16 protein-coding genes are annotated in these 21091 nt (G+C 51.8%); 14 read left to right on the top strand and 2 right to left on the bottom strand.

The window, feature by feature from the left end; genetic code table 11:
* Nucleotides 1–146: 146 nt before the first annotated feature.
* Nucleotides 147–3542: a PAS domain S-box protein gene (locus tag HUN04_01010; GenBank protein ID WDP88399.1), complete on the top strand. Its 3396-nt coding sequence runs from the start codon at nucleotides 147–149 to the stop codon at nucleotides 3540–3542.
* Between the two features lie 28 nt (nucleotides 3543–3570).
* Here the strand turns inward: HUN04_01010 and HUN04_01005 are convergent, their stop codons facing one another.
* Both HUN04_01005 and HUN04_01000 read right to left on the bottom strand, forming a co-directional pair.
* Complete coding sequence (locus HUN04_01005) at nucleotides 3571–3996, bottom strand: hypothetical protein (protein WDP88398.1); 426 nt, start codon at nucleotides 3994–3996, stop codon at nucleotides 3571–3573.
* On the bottom strand, nucleotides 3993–5498 hold the full coding sequence (locus HUN04_01000) for a PAS domain-containing sensor histidine kinase (protein ID WDP88397.1): 1506 nt from the start codon (nucleotides 5496–5498) through the stop codon (nucleotides 3993–3995). Before HUN04_01000 ends, HUN04_01005 begins: the two co-directional genes overlap by 4 nt.
* 151 nt (nucleotides 5499–5649) lie before the next feature.
* Here HUN04_01000 and HUN04_00995 point away from each other — a divergent pair, with 151 nt between their 5' ends.
* The 13 genes from HUN04_00995 to HUN04_00935 all read left to right on the top strand — a co-directional run bounded on the left by HUN04_00995 (nucleotide 5650) and on the right by HUN04_00935 (nucleotide 21052).
* Nucleotides 5650–6312 (top strand): helix-turn-helix transcriptional regulator, encoded by a 663-nt coding sequence (locus HUN04_00995; protein WDP93114.1) that lies wholly within the window; start codon nucleotides 5650–5652, stop codon nucleotides 6310–6312.
* A 67-nt stretch (nucleotides 6313–6379) separates the two neighbouring features.
* The gene (locus HUN04_00990; GenBank protein ID WDP88396.1) at nucleotides 6380–6706 is read left to right on the top strand and encodes a hypothetical protein; all 327 of its coding nucleotides are present in this window, start codon (nucleotides 6380–6382) and stop codon (nucleotides 6704–6706) included.
* Between the two features lie 349 nt (nucleotides 6707–7055).
* Nucleotides 7056–7928, top strand: a complete 873-nt coding sequence (locus HUN04_00985; GenBank protein WDP88395.1) for a methylenetetrahydrofolate reductase — start codon at nucleotides 7056–7058, stop codon at nucleotides 7926–7928.
* Nucleotides 7929–8044: 116 nt separating this feature from the next.
* Nucleotides 8045–11089: a CoB--CoM heterodisulfide reductase iron-sulfur subunit A family protein gene (locus tag HUN04_00980; protein ID WDP88394.1), complete on the top strand. Its 3045-nt coding sequence runs from the start codon at nucleotides 8045–8047 to the stop codon at nucleotides 11087–11089.
* Nucleotides 11089–11517 (top strand): hydrogenase iron-sulfur subunit, encoded by a 429-nt coding sequence (locus HUN04_00975; protein WDP88393.1) that lies wholly within the window; start codon nucleotides 11089–11091, stop codon nucleotides 11515–11517. The genes HUN04_00980 and HUN04_00975 overlap by 1 nt, the downstream gene beginning before the upstream one ends.
* Before the next feature lie 24 nt (nucleotides 11518–11541).
* Entirely contained in the window at nucleotides 11542–12204 is a 663-nt protein-coding gene (locus HUN04_00970; protein ID WDP88392.1) for a methylenetetrahydrofolate reductase C-terminal domain-containing protein, read from the top strand.
* Nucleotides 12204–13127: a methylenetetrahydrofolate reductase gene (locus HUN04_00965; GenBank protein WDP88391.1), complete on the top strand. Its 924-nt coding sequence runs from the start codon at nucleotides 12204–12206 to the stop codon at nucleotides 13125–13127. Before HUN04_00970 ends, HUN04_00965 begins: the two co-directional genes overlap by 1 nt.
* 67 nt (nucleotides 13128–13194) lie before the next feature.
* Nucleotides 13195–13581 (top strand): response regulator, encoded by a 387-nt coding sequence (locus tag HUN04_00960; protein WDP88390.1) that lies wholly within the window; start codon nucleotides 13195–13197, stop codon nucleotides 13579–13581.
* A gap of 130 nt (nucleotides 13582–13711) precedes the next feature.
* Nucleotides 13712–14659 (top strand): hypothetical protein, encoded by a 948-nt coding sequence (locus HUN04_00955; protein WDP88389.1) that lies wholly within the window; start codon nucleotides 13712–13714, stop codon nucleotides 14657–14659.
* Entirely contained in the window at nucleotides 14656–16209 is a 1554-nt protein-coding gene (locus HUN04_00950; protein ID WDP88388.1) for a PAS domain S-box protein, read from the top strand. The genes HUN04_00955 and HUN04_00950 overlap by 4 nt, the downstream gene beginning before the upstream one ends.
* A gap of 68 nt (nucleotides 16210–16277) precedes the next feature.
* A complete protein-coding gene (locus tag HUN04_00945) occupies nucleotides 16278–17804 on the top strand; it encodes a response regulator (protein ID WDP88387.1) in 1527 nt (508 codons plus the stop codon).
* Between the two features lie 213 nt (nucleotides 17805–18017).
* Complete coding sequence (locus HUN04_00940; GenBank protein ID WDP88386.1) at nucleotides 18018–19670, top strand: GAF domain-containing protein; 1653 nt, start codon at nucleotides 18018–18020, stop codon at nucleotides 19668–19670.
* The gene (locus HUN04_00935; GenBank protein WDP88385.1) at nucleotides 19667–21052 is read left to right on the top strand and encodes a sigma-54-dependent Fis family transcriptional regulator; all 1386 of its coding nucleotides are present in this window, start codon (nucleotides 19667–19669) and stop codon (nucleotides 21050–21052) included. The genes HUN04_00940 and HUN04_00935 overlap by 4 nt, the downstream gene beginning before the upstream one ends.
* Nucleotides 21053–21091 lie beyond the last annotated feature (39 nt).

Raw genomic sequence — 21091 nt, 5'->3', positions numbered from 1 at the left:
ACACACCGGTAAAATTCAAAAAAAAAGGTCCCTGTTAACGGATAGGGACGGAAATTAAAAAACAATTGCGGGTACATTAAAATTTAATGATTTCCCAGCCCCAACATAGGCAGATAGGCAAGCCGGCTCATATTGGAAGCCTGTTCTTGTTTTATGTCTTGTTTTACGTTTTGGTTCTGCTGCTGGTCTCTGTTCGCCCCTCCTTGGGAAAAGATGCCCGTCATGTTTTATTATTGAATTCCTACCATAAAGGATACCTGTGGACCGACGAGATTACGCGAGGCATAGAAGACGGACTGAAAAACGAAAACATCGAGCTTCATGTGGAATACCTGGATACCAAGCGTCAGTTTGATCTGGTTTACAGAAGTATACTGAACAGATTGTTGTCGTGGAAACACAGTCAACACCATTACGATCTGGTGATAACATCAGACAATAATGCCTTTGATTATTTTATCGAACAGGGAAGACAGTTTTTCGGCGATACACCGCATATTTTCTGCGGCTTGAATTATTTAAACAAACAAACGCTAAACGGCCTTGAGCACACCACAGGAATAAACGAAAAGGCGGATCTGAAATCAAATCTTTCCCTGATTAAATACCTGCATCCGCACTGCGATACGGTTTTTGTCATTACGGACAATACCATAACAGGTAAAATAATCCAGCAGGAGGTGAAGAAACTTCAGCCTCTGTTTTCAAAGTCAATACAGATCAAGCTGATCTATGATGTCTCTTTTAAAGAGCTGAAAACAGAGCTAAATCACATGAAATCAGGGGCTGTGGGCCTGTACACCTTTTTTTCCAGGGATAAATACGGAAAATTCATGGAGTTTGATGAGGCTGCACAATTGGTCGCGGATAATTCCCAGGTTCCAATATACGGGGCCTGGGATTTTACATTGGGTTCAGGTATTGTCGGCGGATACCTGGTAGACGGATACCAGCACGGTGAAGCGGCCGCGGCCCAGGCTTTGAAAGTGCTCAATGGCGCAAATATCAGCGATGTTCCAGTAATGTGGGATACCCCGGTCATCTCACTGTTTGATTACAACGGGCTGAAAAAACATAATATCCCGGTACATAGGCTGCCGTCCGATTCGAGGGTGGTCAATAAACCCACATCATTTTATTTCAGGTATAAATTTATGATCTGGAATGTGGTCAGCGGATTTTTATTTCTCATCCTTGCGCTGATCGGAACAATTTCCGGATTAATAAGGGCAAAAAGATCAGAAAAAAAAGAACAGGAAGGCCGGGAACACCTCCAGACCACCTTAAATTCCATCGGCGATGCGGTTATTGCCACGGATATTAACGGATATATCACCCAGATTAACCCGGTGGCCGAGCACCTGACCGGCTGGTCCAGGGATCAGGCGCTGGGGATGCCACTTGGTCAGGTTTTTAAGATTATTCATGCCAAGACCCGCTTGCCGGCAGAAAATCCTGTTCTGGAAGTCCTTGAGACGGGAGACCAGGCAGGGCGACCCAACCACATGGTTCTGGTATCCAGAACCAATGACGAGTATCAAATATCTGAATCCGCCGCGCCCATAACAAGCCGGAATGGGGGGCTCCAGGGCGTTGTCCTGGCTTTTAAGGATATGACAGAAGAATACGCGCTTTTAAATACACTGAGAAAAAGTGAGCTTTTGCATCGAAACCTGTTCGAAAAAAGCAGTGACGCCATTTTTATGGTGAACAGGCACAGCGGCATATGCCTGGATGCCAATCATGCGGCCATTGAACTTACGGAGCGTCGACTTGAGGAGTTGAATCAATTGGCGATCCGGGACATTTTCACAGAAATTGCAGATAAGTGGGCAGCCCCGGGCATAGTTTCGGAACAGGCGGTGAAGCTGGGCGAGGTACGGTATTCACCGCCTGGTGGATCGGACAAAAGGGTCAGGGTCAGTTCTGTCATTCTGGATGATGATACAATGGTGGGGTTTGCAAAAGACATTACCAAGCGGAAAAAGGCGGAAGAGGAATTAATCAAATCCAAAGAAAAATTTTCCAAATTATTCTACCACAGCCCGGTATGGCTGCTGGTGTCCACGGTTGATAAAGGGCGGTACATCGATGTCAATGATGCGTTTTGCCGGGTAACGGGCTATGACAGGGAAGAAGTCATTGGTAAAACATCCATTGAATTCGGGCTTTGGGAAAATCCTGAAGAGCGGAGGGATATTGTTGCGCTTCTCAACAGGGACGGCCAATTTGATGCCCACCCCGTCAGATTCCGGATGAGGGACGGGACCATCCGGAATTTTTTGTGGTCCGCTGTTGTCATCGATGTCGATGGCGAAAACTGTGCACTCAGTACCATCATTGATATCACTGAAATAGAGAATACACGAAAAGAGAAAGACAGGCTTGCGGAACAACTTCACCAGGCACATAAGATGGAGGCCATCGGGACGCTTGCCGGGGGAATTGCCCATGACTTCAACAATATTCTTTCCGGCATTTTCGGATATACCCAAATGGCACTCACCCACATCGGAGACAGGGAAAAGGCGTGCGAGGATATAAACGAGGTATTGAAAGGCGCACATAGGGCGGCCGATTTGACCAGACAGATTCTGACCTTCAGCAGGAAAACAGAGTATGAAAAACGACCGTTTAAAATTTATCTGGAAATTAATGAAGCATTAAAGCTGTTACGGTCGACAATACCCTCTTTCATAGAAATAAAAAAACAGCTTAATTCCCGTTCCATGGTTTTGGCGGATCCCGTCCGGATCCATCAATTGATAATGAATCTTTGCACCAATGCATATCACGCAATGGCGGAGTCCGGCGGGATACTCAATATCTCTTTAACCGATGTCAATGTCACGGAGGACAAATTTATCCGGGGCAAAAGATTGCCGGCTGCCGGCTATTTAAAACTTGAAGTCAGTGATTCCGGCGTGGGCATGGATAAGAATACATTGAAAAGAGCCTTTGATCCCTATTTCACGACAAAAGGTGTCGGGCAGGGAACGGGATTGGGGCTGTCAATTGTCAAGGCAATCGTTGAGGAACATGATGCGTTTTTGGACATCATCAGTGCGCCTTCCAAGGGGTCAACATTTTTCATCTATTTTCCCGTTGTTGAAAAGCAGGAAAAAAATAGGGCGGCGGATACCAAAAGCAGCACCCGCCTGCGCGGCAGTGAAACAATCATGATTGTTGATGATGAAGAGGCGATCCGGAATGTATGTAAAGCCAACTTAGAGGATTACGGATATAAAGTCGCTGTTTATGAAAATGGCGATAAGGCGTTACGGGCATTTAAAAAGGACATCAACTCTTTTGATATGGTTATTTCAGACATAACAATGCCGGTTCTGACCGGGGATAAGCTTTGCCAAGAGATTCTGAAAATTAAACCCGATCTACCCGTAATTTTGTTTACGGGTATCAGCCAGGGCGCTGCCGACTCCAATGCCGTGAAGGCCGGGGCTAAAAAACTGATTCAAAAGCCATTTGACAATACCGAACTGATTGGTTTTGTGCGTGAATTTTTAGACAAAAAAACAAAATGACTGCATAGGAACAGCTTTCCAATGGCGGTTACTGCCGGGACAGGTATTGTTTCAGCATCTGTATCATTTGTTTAGCGAACCTGTCACCTGACCCGAAAACGATCCACAGGGGAACGGCAATGGCAGTGCCGAGCATGGCCAGCCTGGCGCCTGAACCGGCAATGGCCAGTGTGGCCCAGAGTGTTGCGCCGGTTCCCAGTCTGGATTGCCAACCGGCCTCATCCCATCCCGTCCGTTTTAATTCAAGAGCGATTTTTTTTATCAGAGGAAAGAGAAGGGGGGCATCCCTGGTTAATCCGATAAGGGTCCGGAGTTTTTCTTTCCTTGATTTGCCGGAGTTCCTGAGGGTCAGCAGGCTGGCGGTCCAATGGTAAAGCGCCTCGGCCTCCTCATTGGTGATCTCCGCAAGGACCCGGTTGACAATGAGGGTGAATCGGTTTGCCCTGTTGCTCATTTCACTGTGCTGAGCTGTCTTAAGTTACGGGCGGTGATGGGGGCGGTCCTGGGCAGTTTGATGATGAATTTAGTGCCCTTATTCTTGGTGGAAACCACCTTAATATCCCCACGGTGCTGGTTGATGACCTTGTTGGCGATGAACAGCCCCAGCCCTGTCCCCTTGTTTCCCTTGGAGGAGAAAAAGATGGTGAAGATATTTTTAAGGGTGGACTTGTCCATGCCCTGCCCGTTGTCCTGGATTTTGAACAATACCTTTTCCTTGTCCACCCGGGCCTGGAAGGTGATGGTATGGTCCTTGCCGGTATTTTTATCGTCCATACAGGCTTCGATGCCGTTTTCCAGGATATTTACCAAGGCCGTCTGGAGGCTGTTTTTGTCGATATCGAAATTGTCGTTTCCGGTGAGGGTTTCGAATTTGGTTTCAACCACAATACCGTTTTTCTGTGCTTTCATGGCCACCAGGGAAAAGGCTTCGTCAACAAAGGCCTTGCATGATACCGGTTCCCATTCCAGGGTACGTGTTTTGGTATAATAGAGGATATCCAGAACCAGCTTTTTTATCCGTGAGGTCATGTCCCGGGTCATATCATACCCCTCTTTGACCTTTTCGATGCGGTGGGTGTTGAGACCGGTTTCCATCAGGTACAGGCCGCCGTCGAGGTTGGTGAGCAGCCCCTTGATCCCGTGGGAGATGGACCCGATCATGAAACCCAGGGAGGTCAGATGGTCTTCAAGGAGCCTTGCTTCGGTGATGTCCATGAGCACCACAAGGGAGTTCACCGGCCTGCCAGATGCATCCCGGATGGGGGCGGTGTAGCACAGCACCACGTGTTTCACCCCGTCCGAGGAGATGATTTCCATTTCCGAGATCTGGTTCACCCCGTCCTTGATCGTTTTGCGCACCGGACACTCCCGGCAGGGTTCGTCCCGGTTTTTCAGAATGCCGAAGCAGTATTCGCCGATGTGGTGGCCGAAATATTCCTCAAATTTCCGGTTGGCGTCTATGATGCCGTAGTCCCCGTCCTGGACAAAAACAAAGCAGGGCACCTCATTGAACAATTGCTGGTAATTGCGCTGGGAGTGGGCAAACCGGCTTTTATAGCAGTTTTCATTGAAGCAGATATGGCTGTGCAGGTAAATCCGTTCCAAGGCCCTGTTAATGTAAAAATCAAAGGTGGAGGCCTTTGCCGGTACAATCATGAAATCAGATGCGCCGCTTTGCAGGGCCTGGATACCGGTGTCTGAATCATCGATATCAACGGCTGCGATAATTTCCATATTCACCATGCTTTTGGCAATTCTGGCAATTTTTTTAAGACAGCCTTCCCTATGGTCGTCAATGAACACCACGGAAATATCGCTTTGCTGGGTCAGGGTGGAGACATCATAGTCCGCCTTCCGTTTCATGGAGATAAAATTCAGCTTGTCAAAAAATTTGGAGGTCTGGAGATCGGGAACCGCGGTTTCCCAATAGTTGATCATATGGATATAAGGCTTCATGGTTGTCTCTTTTTTTCTGTCTTTTTCCTCAGTCCCGTTTTAGTTTCCGGGGTGCAGCCAGGAAAGGTAGCACGAAGTATGCCTGAAAAAAAGAAAAAAAACTTGTTGCATTAAATAAACAAATGTGAAAAAGATATACATCAAGGAGATGATGATGGAAAATAAAGTCGACATACTGCTTACCCGGCTCATGGCGGCCACGGGAATTTCATCCCAGTCCGAGTTGGCACGGGAACTTGGGATCAACCGTTCCGGCATCACCCACGCCCGGAAAAAAAACCATATCCCGGACAATTGGATTATCAAGCTGTACCGGCGGTTCAGGATGAATCCGGAATGGGTGGAAACCGGTAAAGGCCCCGTGTTTCAAAACCAGGGCGGGCCGGCAAACGGGGCCGGAGGCGAATTCCGCAGAATTCCCAAGGTTGCGGCGCGGCTTTCCGCCGGTACCGGATCCTTTGAATGCGGACAGGATGTGTCGGAATATCTTTCTTTTCCACATTCATGGCTTTCCCGAAAGGGGTCTGCCGCCGCCATGGTAGCCATGGAGGTGTTCGGCCGGAGCATGGAACCCCTGATCCGGGAAGGCGATACAGTACTCATTGACCAGTCCCAAGTGAGAATCATGGCCGGGGCGATTTACGCCGTCGGGGTGGATGACACCATCATGGTCAAACGCCTGGAAAAACACCCCGATGCATTGGTACTCTGCAGTGACAACAAGGATTTTGCCCCCATCCGTCTGGATGTGCATTCCACGGATAAGGTGCGGGTGCTGGGCCGGGTGATCTGGAGCTGCCGGGAATACCGGTAATTTTTTTTGGAGACGATGTTTAGTTTTTTCAACAAACGTGTATTTTTAATTCAACAGGAGATGAACAATGCAGCAATTGAGTGGAAGAACTGAGGCCGCGGCAAATTCAAAAATAAAGAAAATACAACTCCTGATACCGGCGCTGGTGTGGGTGGCGGGGCTGCTGCTGGCCGGCAGCGACGGGCCCTGGATGCCCTATGCCAATTGTGCCGGGGGGCTGGCTTTTTTAGCGGCAACAATCTGGCTGGGCCGGCTGCTGCCTGGGTTGGACCCCAAAGCACAGGAGGAGAGAGAAACAAATAAAGTCAAAGCCTCTAAAGTCAAAGCTTCCCTGTGCCGAAGCGGGGCCTGCATCGTCAAAGGGCGGTTCGCAAGGGATCTGGGGGTTGTTTAGATTAAAAGATTCCATATTGACATCTCGTATTAAATGCAGGATATTTTGTGAACCTGATTTAATGGTTTCTTTGGAAAATTTCAAAAATTAGAATTTTTCAAAAAATTAAATTAGAATTTTCAAAAAAAACCGTATAAAGTTTTGTCCTGATATCTGTTTTTTTCAAAGAAAACAGTCTGTTATTTGCTGAATAAGTATTCATTTTACATGTGGCATATTATCTGCTATATGCTATATCTAGTTGTACATAAAGATTTTGGTAAATGGCAGTTGTGCGGCACGTCTTGGTGCTGAAATTGGCTGCTCGATGCCAGACCCGAGCAGCAAATGATAAAAAGGGATATTGAATATGAGTTTTCAAGAAAAACTTGCCTCCGGGGATTTTGCTGTTTTGGCTGAAATGAATCCTCCCAAAGGGATCGATATATCAAGCCTGATCACCCACGCCACCCACCTTAAATCAAGAATAGACGCCGTTATCATCCCAGATATGGATACCGGTGTCATGCAGATGAGTGCGTTGGCCTGCGGCTCCCTCATGAAGCAACAGGGCATTGACCCCATGATCCACGTTTACGGCAGGGACCGCAACCGTATGGCTCTCCAGGGCGATCTTCTTGCCGCCCATGTTCTGGGTATCCACAATTTTCTCGTGGTTCGCGGAGAGGAAATGGCCTACGGCGACCATCCTGAGGCCAAAGTGGTCGACGATGTTGACGAAATCGGCCTGATCTCCATGATCGGCACCCTTGCCCAGGGCAAGGATATGGCCGGCTTCGATCTCAAGGGGGTGCCTGCCCTCGCTGCCGGCTGTATGGCCGGGCCCATTGCCGATGAAACTGCCATTGAAGCCGAAGTCCAAGCCGTCCGGAAGAAAGTGGAAGCCGGCGCCGGTTTCATAATGCTTCCTCCAGTGTTCGATACAGCCTTCTATGCAAAAATCATTGAAGGCTTTTCTTCTCTCAACGTGCCGGTGATTCCCTGCGTCTTTCTATTGAAAAACGTGGGCATGGCCCGGTATATCTCGATTAACGACCCCAACTCCCGCCTATCCGAGGACCTCATCCGCCGGATCCGGCAGGCTTCAGACCGTGAAGCCGAATGCGTTGCCATTGCCGGTGAGATGATCCAGTCTCTCAAATCCCTGTCCCAGGGTGTGAAGATTTCCGCACTGGGCTGGGAAGACAGACTGCCGGCCATTCTGGACAGCGCAGGTCTTTAGGGAATAATACATCCGTTACCATCCTCTCTGTCTGTGCATCAGCTTGTAAGGGTGTGCCGGCAAATGGATACCCGCGGGTAAAATCGGCTAAAACCAGATAAACGTTAAGGTAACACATGCAAAAGATTAAACAGGACGATAAAACGTCAGGCAAAAAACGCGTGCTCGTCATCGGCGGCGGTGTCGGCGGCATCAGGGCGGCCCTTGATCTGGCCGAATCCCGTAAAGAGGTGCTGCTCATCGACTCGGATTATGCCATCGGCGGCTTGATGACCCAGCTGGACCGCACCTTCCCCACCAATAACTGCGATTTGTGTACAGTCTCCCCCTATTTGTCTGCTTCTGCCAGGGAACAATTCCTCCAGGTCAGCCCCATGACCGTTCTGGACGGGTTGTCCGGAGAAGCCGGCAATTTTACGGCCACCCTTAAAACAGCGCCCCGTTACATTGACATCGACAAATGTACAGGCTGCGGCGAATGCCTTAAAAAATTCCCCGAAGCGGTGCGTTTTACCCCGGGACTGGATCCCAGGGCCCCGACCTGCATGCGGTATCCCCAGGCGACGCCCTATGCTTTTTCCATTGATATGGATAAAATCGAGGATGTTGAGGCCCTGAAATCCGTGTGCAAGGCCGACGCCATCGTCGCCGACGACAAGGAGGAAACCTGTGATGTTACCGTGGGCTCCGTTGTCCTCAGCGTCGGTGCTGAACTCTTCAACCCCGAGGTGCTGGATAATTTCGGCGGGGGAAAATTCGACAACGTGGTGACCGGTCTTGAATACGAACGGATCATGTCCGCCTCAGGCCCCTTCCAGGGGAGCCTGTTGAGGAAATCCGATCAGAAACGGCCAAAGAAGGTGGCCTGGATCCAATGTGTGGGATCCAGAGGGATCAACAGGGCTGATGTCCCCTATTGTTCAGGTGTCTGCTGCATGTATGCCCTGAAAGAAGCCATGGTGACCAAGGAACGGTTTGGTGAGGATATTGAGACCACCATCTTTTTCATGGATATGCGGACCCACGGCAAGGATTATGAACAATATTACAACAGGGCCCGGGAAGATTACGGGGTCCGCATGGTCCGTTCGCGTCCCCATACCATCGTCGAGCTGCCCAACAAAAATCTGTCCATCTCATATGCCATGGAAGAGACCTCTGCCCAGGAGGTGGAAGAATTCGACATGGTAGTGCTGTCAACCGGTTTCAGGCCGTCTGAAAAAACAGTTGAACTGGCAGGAAAACTGGGTATCGACCTCAATGTCCATAACTTTGCAGATACCGACAGTTTCAACCCGGTAAAAACCTCAAAAGAGGGCGTTTTCGTCTGCGGCGTTTATGAAAGCCCCAAAGATATCCCCGAAACCATGGTGCAGGCCAGTGCTGCTGCTTCCATGGCAGGTGCAGTGGTCCAGGGCCACGGTGCCGACGATGTGGATGAATTTGAATTCCCGCCGGAACGTGACATTGCCGGCGAAGATACCAGAATCGGGGTCTTCGTATGCGACTGCGGCTTTGAGATCGGCGGCGTCATCGACGTGCAGCAGATTATCGACCATGCCAATAGCACTCCCGATGTGGTGGTGGCCAAGGCTGTGGGCTACGGATGCTCCGCTGAATCCATGGCAGATATCGAAGCGATGATACAGAGCCACAAGCTCAACCGTGTGGTCATCGGCGGCTGTTCCCCGAGAACCCATGAAACCAAATTCCAGGATCTATTGCGCCGGGCCGGACTCAACCGCTACCTGGTGGAAATCGTCAACCTCAGGGACCAGAACACCTGGGCCCACATCACCGAGCCCAAGGAAGCATTGGACAAGGCCTTCAAACTGATGCAGATCGGCATTGCCGGTGTCAGACAGGCCAAGCCCCTGACGGACAACACCCTGCCCATGAGTCAGAACGCCCTTGTGGTGGGCGGCGGCGTCACCGGTATGACCTCTGCATTGAAGATGGCAGACCAGGGAATCTTCACCTATATCATCGAACGTGGCCCGGCCCTGGGCGGACTGGCACTGAATGTTTCCAGGACCATTGAGGGAGAAGATGTGGGCGCATTTGTCCAGGATCTGGTTGACAAGGTAAATGCCCATGAGAATATCCGGGTAATGACCCGGTCCATTATCGTTGACCACGAAGGCATGCCGGGGCGGTTTAAGACCGGTATCCAGACCGGTCTGCGCATGAACTATATGCAAATTGACCACGGGGTGACGATCCTGGCCACCGGCGCACTGCCCAACCGGCCGGCTGAATACGGACTGGGAAGCATTGACTCTGTCATGACCCAGCTGGACCTGGACGGTATTCTTGAGAATGATCACGATAAGATCCGCGCCATGAACCAGGTGGTCATGATCCAGTGCGTGGGCTCCAGGGAAGGGAACAATCCCAATTGTTCGCGGATCTGCTGCCAGGCTGCCATGAAGAATGCGCTGCGGCTCAAAGAGATTAACCCGGAAATGGAAATCTTTGTGCTTTACCGGGATATCAGGACCTACGGTTTCCAGGAAGATTATTACAGGGAAGCCCGGGACAAAGGGGTTAAATTTCTCAGGTTCGCCGTTGAAAACAAACCCGTTGTCAAAGAAGAAGAGGGGAAGACAACTGTCCTCACCCATGATTTTATCCTGGGTGCCGATGTGGAAATTGAAGCAGACTGCGTGGTGCTCAGCACCGGTCTCATTGCCGACGACGAGACCACCGAAGATCTGGCGATTACCTTCCATCTGCCCAGAACCGAAGACGGTTACTTCCAGGAAGATCATGTAAAACTCCGCCCCGTGGATATGGCCCTGCGCGGCTTTTTTATTGCCGGCACCGCCCATTCTCCAAAGATCATCCGGGAAAGCGTGACCCAGGCCCTGGCCGTCGCCGGCCGCGCACGGACCATGCTGGCCAAAAAGGAAATCAACCTGGGTGCGGCAGTGGCCAAGGTCGATCCCAAAAAGTGCGCCACCTGCCTGATCTGTGTTCGGGCCTGTCCCTTTGACGTTCCCTTTATCAATGCCGACCGGTACTCCGAGATCGATCCGGCCAAGTGCCACGGCTGCGGCGTCTGTGTCGCCGAATGCCCGGCCAAGGCCATCCAGCTGTCGGCCTATGAAGACGACCAGATTCTGGCAAAATTAGATGGTTTATTTGAGAGGTATAACTAATGGAAAACTTTGAACCGGAAATTGTGGCATTCTGCTGTCATTACTGCGCCTATACGGCAGCTGACATGGCCGGCAGCAAACGGATCTCCTATCCGTCCAACGTGAAGATCATCCGGGTGCCCTGCACTGGCAAGGTGGATGCCATCCATTTGATGAAAGCCCTTGAAAAAGGCGCCGACGGCGTATATGTTGCAGGCTGCCTCGAAGGGGACTGCCATTTCAAAAACGGCAACCTCCGGGCCAAAGCCAGGGTCCAACGGGTACAAAAGTTCCTGGAAGATCTGGGCTGGGAAACCGATCGGGTGGCCATGCTCAACATGTCCGCCGGCATGGGCGAACATTTTGCAAAGACTGCCCGTGAATTTACGGAAAAAATTAAAGAACTGGGCCCCAATCCTGCTAAGCTGACAGCAAGCAAGGCCGTGTAAACATAATTTTGGAGAATTATTAAGATGATAACAGCAGAACAAAAACCGTTACAGGAAATTATCCAGTACATTGCGCCCTATGATAAAATTCTTCTGGTCGGCTGCAACGAGTGCGTCACCGTATGTGCTGCCGGCGGCAGAAAAGAAGTCGGCCTGCTGGCTTCCGCCCTTCACCTCAACAGCCTGAAACAGGGCAAAACCATCGATATCAGGGAACTGACCCTGGAACGCCAGTGCGATCCCGAATATGTTGAAGAACTGGCCGCCGAGATCAAGGATGTCCAGGCCATCGTATCCATGGCCTGCGGCTGCGGGGTTCAGACCGTTGCCGCCCGCTACAAAGTGCCTGTATTCCCGGCCGTGAACACCAAGTTCATGGGCGCGTCTGAAAGCCAGGGCATCTGGGCGGAACGCTGCCAGGGCTGCGGCGACTGCATGCTGGGCATCACCGGCGGCATCTGTCCGGTGGCCCGGTGTTCCAAGAGCCTGCTCAACGGCCCCTGCGGCGGCACCTCCAACGGGCAATGCGAAATCAGCCCGGACGTGGACTGTGCATGGCGCCTGATCTGGGAGCGCCTTGTGGAACTGGGCATCCAGGATCGGTATGAAGAACTCAATGCGGCAAAAGACTGGCGGCCGGCCGGCGGCGGCGGACCCAGAAAAATTATCAGGGAGGACTTGGCATAATGAAAACTGAAAGCAGACTGGAAAAAGTACTGGCCGCAGGCCACATCGCAGTAACCTCTGAAGTGGGTCCTCCCAGGGGTTGCGGAGTTGAAATCGTTAAAGAAAAAGCCAACATGATCAAGGATTATGTGGACGGCATCAATATTACGGACAACCAGACCGCCATGGTCAGAATGTCCTCCATCGCCGGCGGCGTCATCATCAAGCAGATGGGGCTGGATCCCATCATCCAGATGGTATCCAGGGACAGAAACCGTCTGGCCATGCAGGCGGATATCATCGGCGCATATGCCCTGGGCATCAACACCATGCTCTGCCTCTCCGGCGATCATCCCAAGTTCGGCGACCATCCCATGGCCAAACCGGTTTACGATATCGACTCGGTGAATATGCTTAAGATGGTAAAGGACATGCGGGACGAAAGCAAATTCCAGGGCGGCGCCGACATCAAAAATCCCCCCAAGATGTTCATCGGCGCGGCAGCCAACCCCTTTGCCGATCCCTTTGAGCTGCGGGTGGCCCGCCTGGCCAAAAAAGTTGCCGCAGGTGTTGATTTTATCCAGACCCAGTGTATATTCAACATGGATAAATTCGAAAAATGGATGGAAGGTGTCTGCGACCGCGGCCTCCACGAAAAAGTTCATATTCTGGCAGGCATCACCCCCATGAAATCCCTGGGCATGGCCCGTTATATGAAAAACAAGGTACCTGGGATGGATGTACCCGACGAAGTCATCAAACGGCTCGAAGGGGTGTCCAAGGAACAGCAGCCCGAAGAAGGCATTAAAATGGCCATCGAGCAGATGGAGCGCCTCAAGGAAGTCAAGGGCGTCGCCGGTTTCCACATCATGGCCATTGAATGGGAAGAACGGGTACACGAATTGGTAGAAGGGGCTGGATTATATCCACGGCCTGAGGTATAAGGAAAGCGTGTAGTTCCATCGCTGGCCCATTAACAGGAAGAACGCCCAAGAACAAGGAGATTTTCCTATGAGTGAAAACAAACTGGTTTTAGTTGTTGATGATGATCCGGATCTGGTAGAAGCGGTATCCATGAAACTGGAAGCCAAATCCTACAAGGTAGAAAAGGCCTATGACGGCGTGGAAGCCATGGAAAAAATCGCGGCGGAAAAGCCGGCCCTGGTGATTCTGGATGTCATGATGCCCCGTAAAAACGGCTGGGAAGTCTGTGAAGAGATCAAGAACGACGACGGGCTCAAGGAAATTGTCGTGGTATTGCTGACGGCGGTGGCCGATTCAGTGAAAACCACTTCATATACCCATCACGACGGCAAAACCACGCTGGCGGACGACTACGTGCCCAAACCCATCGACCTGGACGCGTTGATGGAAATCGTTGACGACCACTGCAAATAAAAGACCACTCGCCACAGGGCTGAATACCTGAAATAAACCTGCGGCAGCCGGGAAACGGTTTACCCATCAACCGGCTGCCGCACATCCTTTACAACCCATCAGCTATGAGGTCCGGGGTGCGTGTTTATCCATGAGTGCTATTCGAATCAACGGCATCCGGGTGGGCCACCGGATGTTTCATCTGAATCAAACACCGGATCCGGCGGTTTCCCCACCGGAAGCGCCGCTTTACCGGAACCTCGCAGGCAAGGGGATAAACCTGCCCTGCCTGGGCGTGGAATCCAACGTCCTCGGCCACACCCTTTCATGCTGCACCGAAGACGATTCCTTACCTGACCATGTGCCCGTGTGCATGGTCTCCGTATACCCCCACGGATCCAGTTCACACATATTGGGGTCTCTGCTCTCCCTTTTCGGTGATTCCAATCTTGATTTTTTCCATATGGTATCCTCCAACGCCATGATTTCTTTCGTCATCGCCCAATATGACAAGAGCCAGGTGCTTGACCGGCTTGAGCAGGCCTTTGATCTCCCCCCCACCCACACCCCCTACGAACCCGGGTTCCATGAAGAAACCGCCGCATTTGTGAAAAAGCGCTACCAGGAGACCCGGGCCTATTTCCGGGAAAATAAGATCAAGACCTATGGGCTTGACCTCAAACAGGGGCTTGCAATTAGCGGACGGCGCTGCTCCATAGACCGGCTCGGACAGGCCGGAGAGGAAATTTCCGCCTTAAATAAAAAATTTTATTTCGCAACCGCCTTTGGCCATGCCCCGGAGAAATCGGTCACCCTCTACCTGGTGGCCGATCAAGAGCAAGTCCATGAAGAAACCGGTTTTAAAACCGGGACGGGCGATGACGGCAGCTGGTTGGCAAATGCGGATATGGTTTATTTCCACGGCCCCCATTTCGGGGACCGGTACGGGATATTCAATGCGGCTGCCGGCTGCCTGGATAATGCCGGTATCCCATTTCTCCTGGCGGGATGTACCGGCGCCTCAATCACCCTGGTCTTTGAGGCCGGCCTCGGAGAGGCCGCTGTGACCGCCCTGAAAACAGGATTTGATACCCCATGAACCCGACACCGGAATTTTCAGATGACCCAAAAACCGGTGAACGCTTCTGGCAGGCCCGTATTTTCGACTCCCTTTCCTATCCGTCCGTGGTGATCGACCCCTCAAGGAGCGTTGTCGGTGCCAACCGGAAGTTTCTCGATACCTACCGCATTACCCTGGACGATATTGTGGGCAAAAAGTGCTTTCACTCTTTTTTGTATAAAGACACCCCCTGCGAGTCAGAAGACTGTCCCATCTCACGGGTTATCCGGGATAAAAAAGTCCATTCCTATACGGTACGGAGACAGTATAAGTGGGAGGACCGGGTGTTTTCCCCTATTTTCGATGATGACGGTGAGGTGGCCTATGTGATTTCCTCCATCCGGGACGTGACCCGGACCAAATCCCTGGAAAACGAACTCATCGGGGTCAAAGAATTCATCAGCCGGGTGATCTATTCCTCGGCCTCGGCCATCGTCGCGGCGGACCGCCAGGGGAAAATCGAATTAATGAATTCCGTGGCAAAGAAATTGTTCGGGGATTTCAACGGCGATTCAGGGAAAATTAAACATGTGGAGCAGCTCTATCCCCCTGGCCGGGCCAAGGAAATCATGAAGATGCTCAGGGATGAAAAAATCGGGGGGCGGGGAAAGCTTATTATCCCCCGTACCGCGATCATCAATGCCGAGGGCGAAGAGATCGAGGTGGAGATGTCCGCGGCCATTATTTACGATGACAAGGGCAACGAATCCGCCACCATGGCCATCTACAACGACCTTAAGGATAAAATCAAGGTGGAGCAGGAGTTGAAGATAACCCAGAAGCAGCTGGCCCAGTCGGAAAAAATGGCTTCCCTGGGCCAATTGGCTGCAGGGGTGGCCCATGAGGTCAACAATCCCCTCACCGGGATTCTGTTTTATGCCAGTCTGCTCATGGAGCGCCAGGATCTGGACGAGAGCGCCAAGGAAGACCTGGGATATATTGTGGAGGATGCCCAGCGATGCAGGAATATCGTTAAAAGCCTTCTGGTCTATTCCCGGGGGATGGATTCCACCAAAAATATCGTCCAGGTCAACGATATCGTCGAAAAAAGCATGAAATTGATTCGGGACCAGAAAAGGTTCCAGAATATCAGGATTAAAAAATACCTCTCCGAAGATATGATGCTGGTCAATGCGGACCTGAATAAAATGAACCAGGTCATTATCAACATGGTCATGAATGCGGCCGATGCCATTGAAGAAGAAGGGACCATCAGCCTGTACACCTACCGGGATAAAACCATAAAAAAAGTATTCCTGGAAATTAAGGACACGGGAAAGGGGATCCCCCATCAGAACCTGTCCAAGATTTTTGATCCCTTTTTTACCACCAAGGAGGTGGGCAAAAGCACCGGGTTGGGGTTGAGTATCGTATACGGTATTATTGAAGAGCACGCGGGCAGGATCAGTGTGAAAAAAACAGGGGCCAAGGGCACCACCTTCATCATTGAACTGCCCCTGTACCTGCCCAAGGAGGGTGGCATGGCCTTCTGCCCGCCTCCCGGGGTCAATGAAGAGCAGATAATGTAGCGTAACCAATGCAGCATAACTAGGATAAAATAAATTAAGGATAACCTTTTCCAATAGAGATGAACCATATGCAGGATATTTCCAGGAATACAGATAGTTCAAGCGGCGCACCCGCCTCCCTCAAACAGATGATTGATGATGTCCGGTTCCATCCCAGGGTGCTGGTGGTGGATGATGAAAAACGGATCAGGGACGCCTGCAGCCGCATGCTTTCGGATGAAGGCTGCCGGGTGGAAACCGCGGACAACGGCGGAATAGGGCTGGATATGCTTAAACAGTCCCATTTTGATATCGTGCTCCTGGATCTGATGATGCCCGGACTGTCGGGACTTGATGTGCTGGCCGATATCAAGGCCAACCATCCGGACACCGTGGTCATCGTTATCACCGGGTATGCCACCCTGGAGCATTCCATAGAGACCATGAAAAAGGGCGCCTTTGATTTTTTATCCAAGCCCTTTTCCCCCAGCCAGCTTCGGGTTATCATCACCAAGGCCATTGAATTCATCCAGACCCTCCAGGACATTGCCACGGAAAAGTCCAGGATGCGGGTGATGATCAACACCCTCAGAGACGGGGTGCTGACCACGGACCACCAGAAAAGAATCGCCCTGGCCAACCCGGCGTTTCTGAGGCTTATGGGGTGTGCCAAGCCCAGGGTCATCGGCAGCGAAGTGTCCAAGGTGGTTAAGGAACCGGTGATTCTGGAAATGATAGACAAGGCCGTTTCCCAGCCCGAAGACGCCTATGCCGAGTTGACCGGGGAAATCACCGTCACCGTGGGCGGGGAAGAGATCATCATCGGGATCCGGTGCATTCCCTTCAGGGACCGGCTCAACCGGAGCCTCGGCACGGTGACGGTATTCCACGACATTACGGCCCTTCGCCAGGAGGACCAGCTCAAATCGGATTTTGTTTCCATGGTGGCCCATGAGATTAAAAGCCCGTTGAATTCCATACTCATGCAGCTGAAGGTGGTGCTGGACGGCCTGGCCGGCAGCGTAACGGAAAAACAAAAGGAGATCCTGGAACGCTCGTCTCTGAAAATTACCTCGCTGACAGAACTGGCAACCGAACTGCTGGATCTGTCCAAAATCGAATCCGGCCTGATCAACCAGGATCGGGAGGCCATGAATCTGGTGCCCCTGATGGAGGAACATGTGGCCCTTTACCAGGCCCAGGCCGAGGAAAAAGAAATCGAGCTTGTTTTAAAGCCGGGGGATGCCGACATCCAGGTGGTGGCCAACCGCAACAACATGGGGGAGGTGCTGTCCAACCTTATTTCCAATGCCATCCGCTATACCCCCCAAGGGGGCCGGGTGGAAGTGCGGGCCGACCAGGACGACAACTGGGCCCGGCTCCATGTGGAAGACAACGGTTTCGGTATCCCCGAGGAGTCCCTGGACCAGATCTGGGAAAAATTTTTCAGGGTAAAAAATGAAAAAACCAGGTTTATCAACGGTACAGGGCTTGGCCTGGCCATTGTCAAGCGCATTGTTGACGGCCACCACGGCCGGATAAAGGTGGCGTCACAGGTGAATAAGGGCACTTGCTTTAGCGTGCGCCTGCCTAAGACCGGCTATCCCATGTCCTAGATCATGCAAAAAATAGCCTGCCCCCGGCCCGGTGCTTGGGCCGGGGCAGGCACCCATCCTTTTTTTTCTTGAATTTAACCTGAAAAAAACATATTCAAAGGGGAAAATTTTTGTGAAAGAGCTTATCTGACGGATAGGTTTTTTTCATGATTTATGGTGGGCAAACCTTTGATGACCAGGGTTGCCCATTGTCGTAAGACAGATGGGGTTCGCGTGGAAAACGAGATACGCATTGAGAAAATAGAACGGCTCAACCTGGTGTTTAACGCCATCAGGGAGGTGGGTCGGCTGCTGGCCAAGGAGAACGACCAGGAGCGGCTCATCAAGGGCATCTGTGATATCCTGGTTGATAAACGGGGATATTACAACGCCTGGATCGGGCTGCTGGATACGGACAAAAAAATCACACGGATCGTTGATTCCGGATTTGACGGCGGATTCCATGGGATGAGGCAGCGGCTTGAGCAGCAAGAATCTTTCCGGTGTATTGATGCGGTAATGGAAAACGGAGGCGTATTTACCGCCGAAGACCCGGTGGCTGAATGTGCCGGATGTATCCTTGCCGAAAATTATGCAGACAGGGGCGCCATTGCCGTGGCCCTGGCCCACGAGACCCGGATCTACGGATTCATGGTGCTTTCCATCCCCCGACGCCTGGCCATGGATAGTATGGAAAAAGCCGTCATAAAAGAGGTGGCCGACGATATTGCCCTGGGGCTCTACCGCATGGACCTTGAGGAAAAACGGTTGACGGCGGAAAGGGCCAGGGAAAGGAGCCGGGCCCGGTTCCAGATGCTCATTGAAAATTCGCTGAACCATATATCCATCATCCAGAACGATACCATCGTTTACCGGAGCCACGGCAGAAGAAAGGTTCACCGGCTCATCGACCAGGCATTCAGCCCGCCGGAGTTTCCCCATGTTTACGAAGAAGACCGGAAACGGATCCAGAAAAAATACCTCGACCTGGCCGAGGGACGGATCGACCACATCGAAACGGATTTCCAATACCATCCCATGGTGGACGGCAAAAAAAACGCGGGCCTGAGATGGGCACTGGTATCCGCATGCAGGATAGACTATCTGGGCGAACCTTCGGTACTGACCAATATTATGGACATCACGGATTCAAAAAAGGTCCAGACTTTTTTAAGGATCCAGGACAAGATGACTTCCCTGGGAAGGGTCACTGCGGGCATTGCCCATGAGATCCGCAATCCCCTGTCCGGCATTTACATCTACCTGAAGGCACTCAAGCAGATTTACAACCATATGGGGGATATCACCAGGGTATTGTCCATCATCGAAAAAATTGAATCGGCCTCCAATAAGATTGAGTCCATTATTCAGCGGGTGATGGATTTTTCAAAGCCCACCCGGCCGAAATTCGTAATGGCGGATCTGAACACCTACATCGACGAGGTCACCAAACTGACGGCTGTATCCCTGAGAAAGAGCCATATTAAACTGGAGAAAAAACTGGATCCGGACCTGCCCAAGTGCTGGGCCGAGCCCCACCTCATCGAGCAGGTGATTCTCAACCTGGTCACCAATGCGGCCGAGGCCATGAAGGCCCATGACGGGGAGAAGCGCATTGAATTGTCAACAGGGCAGTGCAAGGCCAAGGGGGCGATTTTTATCCGGGTGAAAGACACGGGCCCCGGCATTCCCTACGCCCACCAGTCAAAAATTTTTGACCCCTTTTACACCACAAAGGCAAATAGTTCGGGCATCGGCCTCTCCATCTGCCACAGGATAATCCTGGACCACGGCGGGTCACTCAAATTCCACGCCGAAGAGGATCTTGGCGCCGAATTTATCATTAAACTGCCCGTTAACGCTCCGGAAGAACAGCGCCAGTCATGATTGAATATACCGTTGCCATTGTCGATGATGAGGAAAGTATCCGTGATTCTCTGGAGATGGTCCTCTCCCATGAGTATGCGGTCCAGCTCTTTGAAGATGCCGAAACATTCATTGAGTCCCTGGACAGGGAGCCGCCGGACCTGGTGCTCATGGATATCGGCCTGCCCCGGATGAACGGGATTGAGGCCATGGCCCGGATCAAAGGAACCCACCCCGGCATCCCGGTGGTCATGATAACGGCCTACGAAGATATTTCCATGGTCATCCAGTCCATGAAAGGCGGGGCCTTTGATTTTATCATCAAGCCCATTAACCCGGATATCATGGAGCTGACCATTCAGAAGGCAGTGGCCTCCATTGCCTTGACCAAAGAAGTCCATCTTCTGCAGGAAAAATTTCTCAAGGCCAACGAGCCCTGTTTCATCGGAGAGAGCAAAAATATTGAAAATGTGATGGATTTCATCGACATGGTGGCCCAGAGCCCGGATACCCCCATCATGATTCTCGGGGAAACGGGGACGGGCAAGGAGCTTATTGCCAAGGCCATCCATGCCAGAAGCCCGGTATTCCAGGGCCCCTTTGTGGCGGTGAACTGTTCGGCCTTTCCCGAGGACCTGATCGAATCCGAACTCTTCGGCTATGAACCCGGCGCCTTTTCAGGGGCCCGGCCCCAGGGCAAACGGGGATTTATAGAAGAGGCTGACCAGGGCACACTTTTCCTTGACGAGGTGGCGGATCTGAGCGCGGCCGGGCAGGCCAAGCTGCTTCGGTTCCTTGAAAGCAGCGAATTCTACAAGGTGGGCGGCACCCGGAAACTGCAGGTGCAGACCCGGGTCGTATCAGCCACCAATAAGGATATTCAAGCCCTTGTGGAAACTGAAAAATTCAGGAAAGACCTCTTTTTCCGCCTCTGCGTGGTGCATGCGGACATCCCTTCGCTGAACCAGCGGCCCGACGATATCCTTCCGCTGGCCAAGCATTTCCTCCATGAATTTAACACTAAATTCAGGAAGGACTTAAAGGGGTTTTCCGATGAAGCCGTGGGCGTTCTGCTCTCCCATACATTCACCGGCAATGTCCGGGAGCTGAAAAATATCATTGAGCGCAGCGTACTCGTGGCAAAAACCGCCCTGGTCTCTGTGGACGACCTGGGCTTGGGGCCCCGATCCCCGGCCCGGCCGCCGAACTCACGGCCCGAAGAGGTAAAGCCGGTTACAATACCGGAAGAGGGGGTTCACCTGGGGGATATCCTTAACGGGATAGAGCGCCGTTACATGGCCCTGGCGGTGGAGCAGGCCGGGGGAAACGAAAGCCGGGCAGCAAAGCTTTTGAATATGAACCACCACACCTTCAGGTATCGCTGGAAAAAGTTAAGGGGCTGAACGGCCTTAAATCACCTGGCCGGTCTGCTTTAATCGGTG

Origin of the sequence: Desulfobacter sp. (assembly GCA_028768525.1) — a bacterium.
Classification (GTDB): Bacteria; Desulfobacterota; Desulfobacteria; order Desulfobacterales; family Desulfobacteraceae; genus Desulfobacter.
The sequence above is the reverse complement of the archived record's forward strand: the minus strand, read 5'-3'. Positions and strand labels throughout refer to the sequence as shown.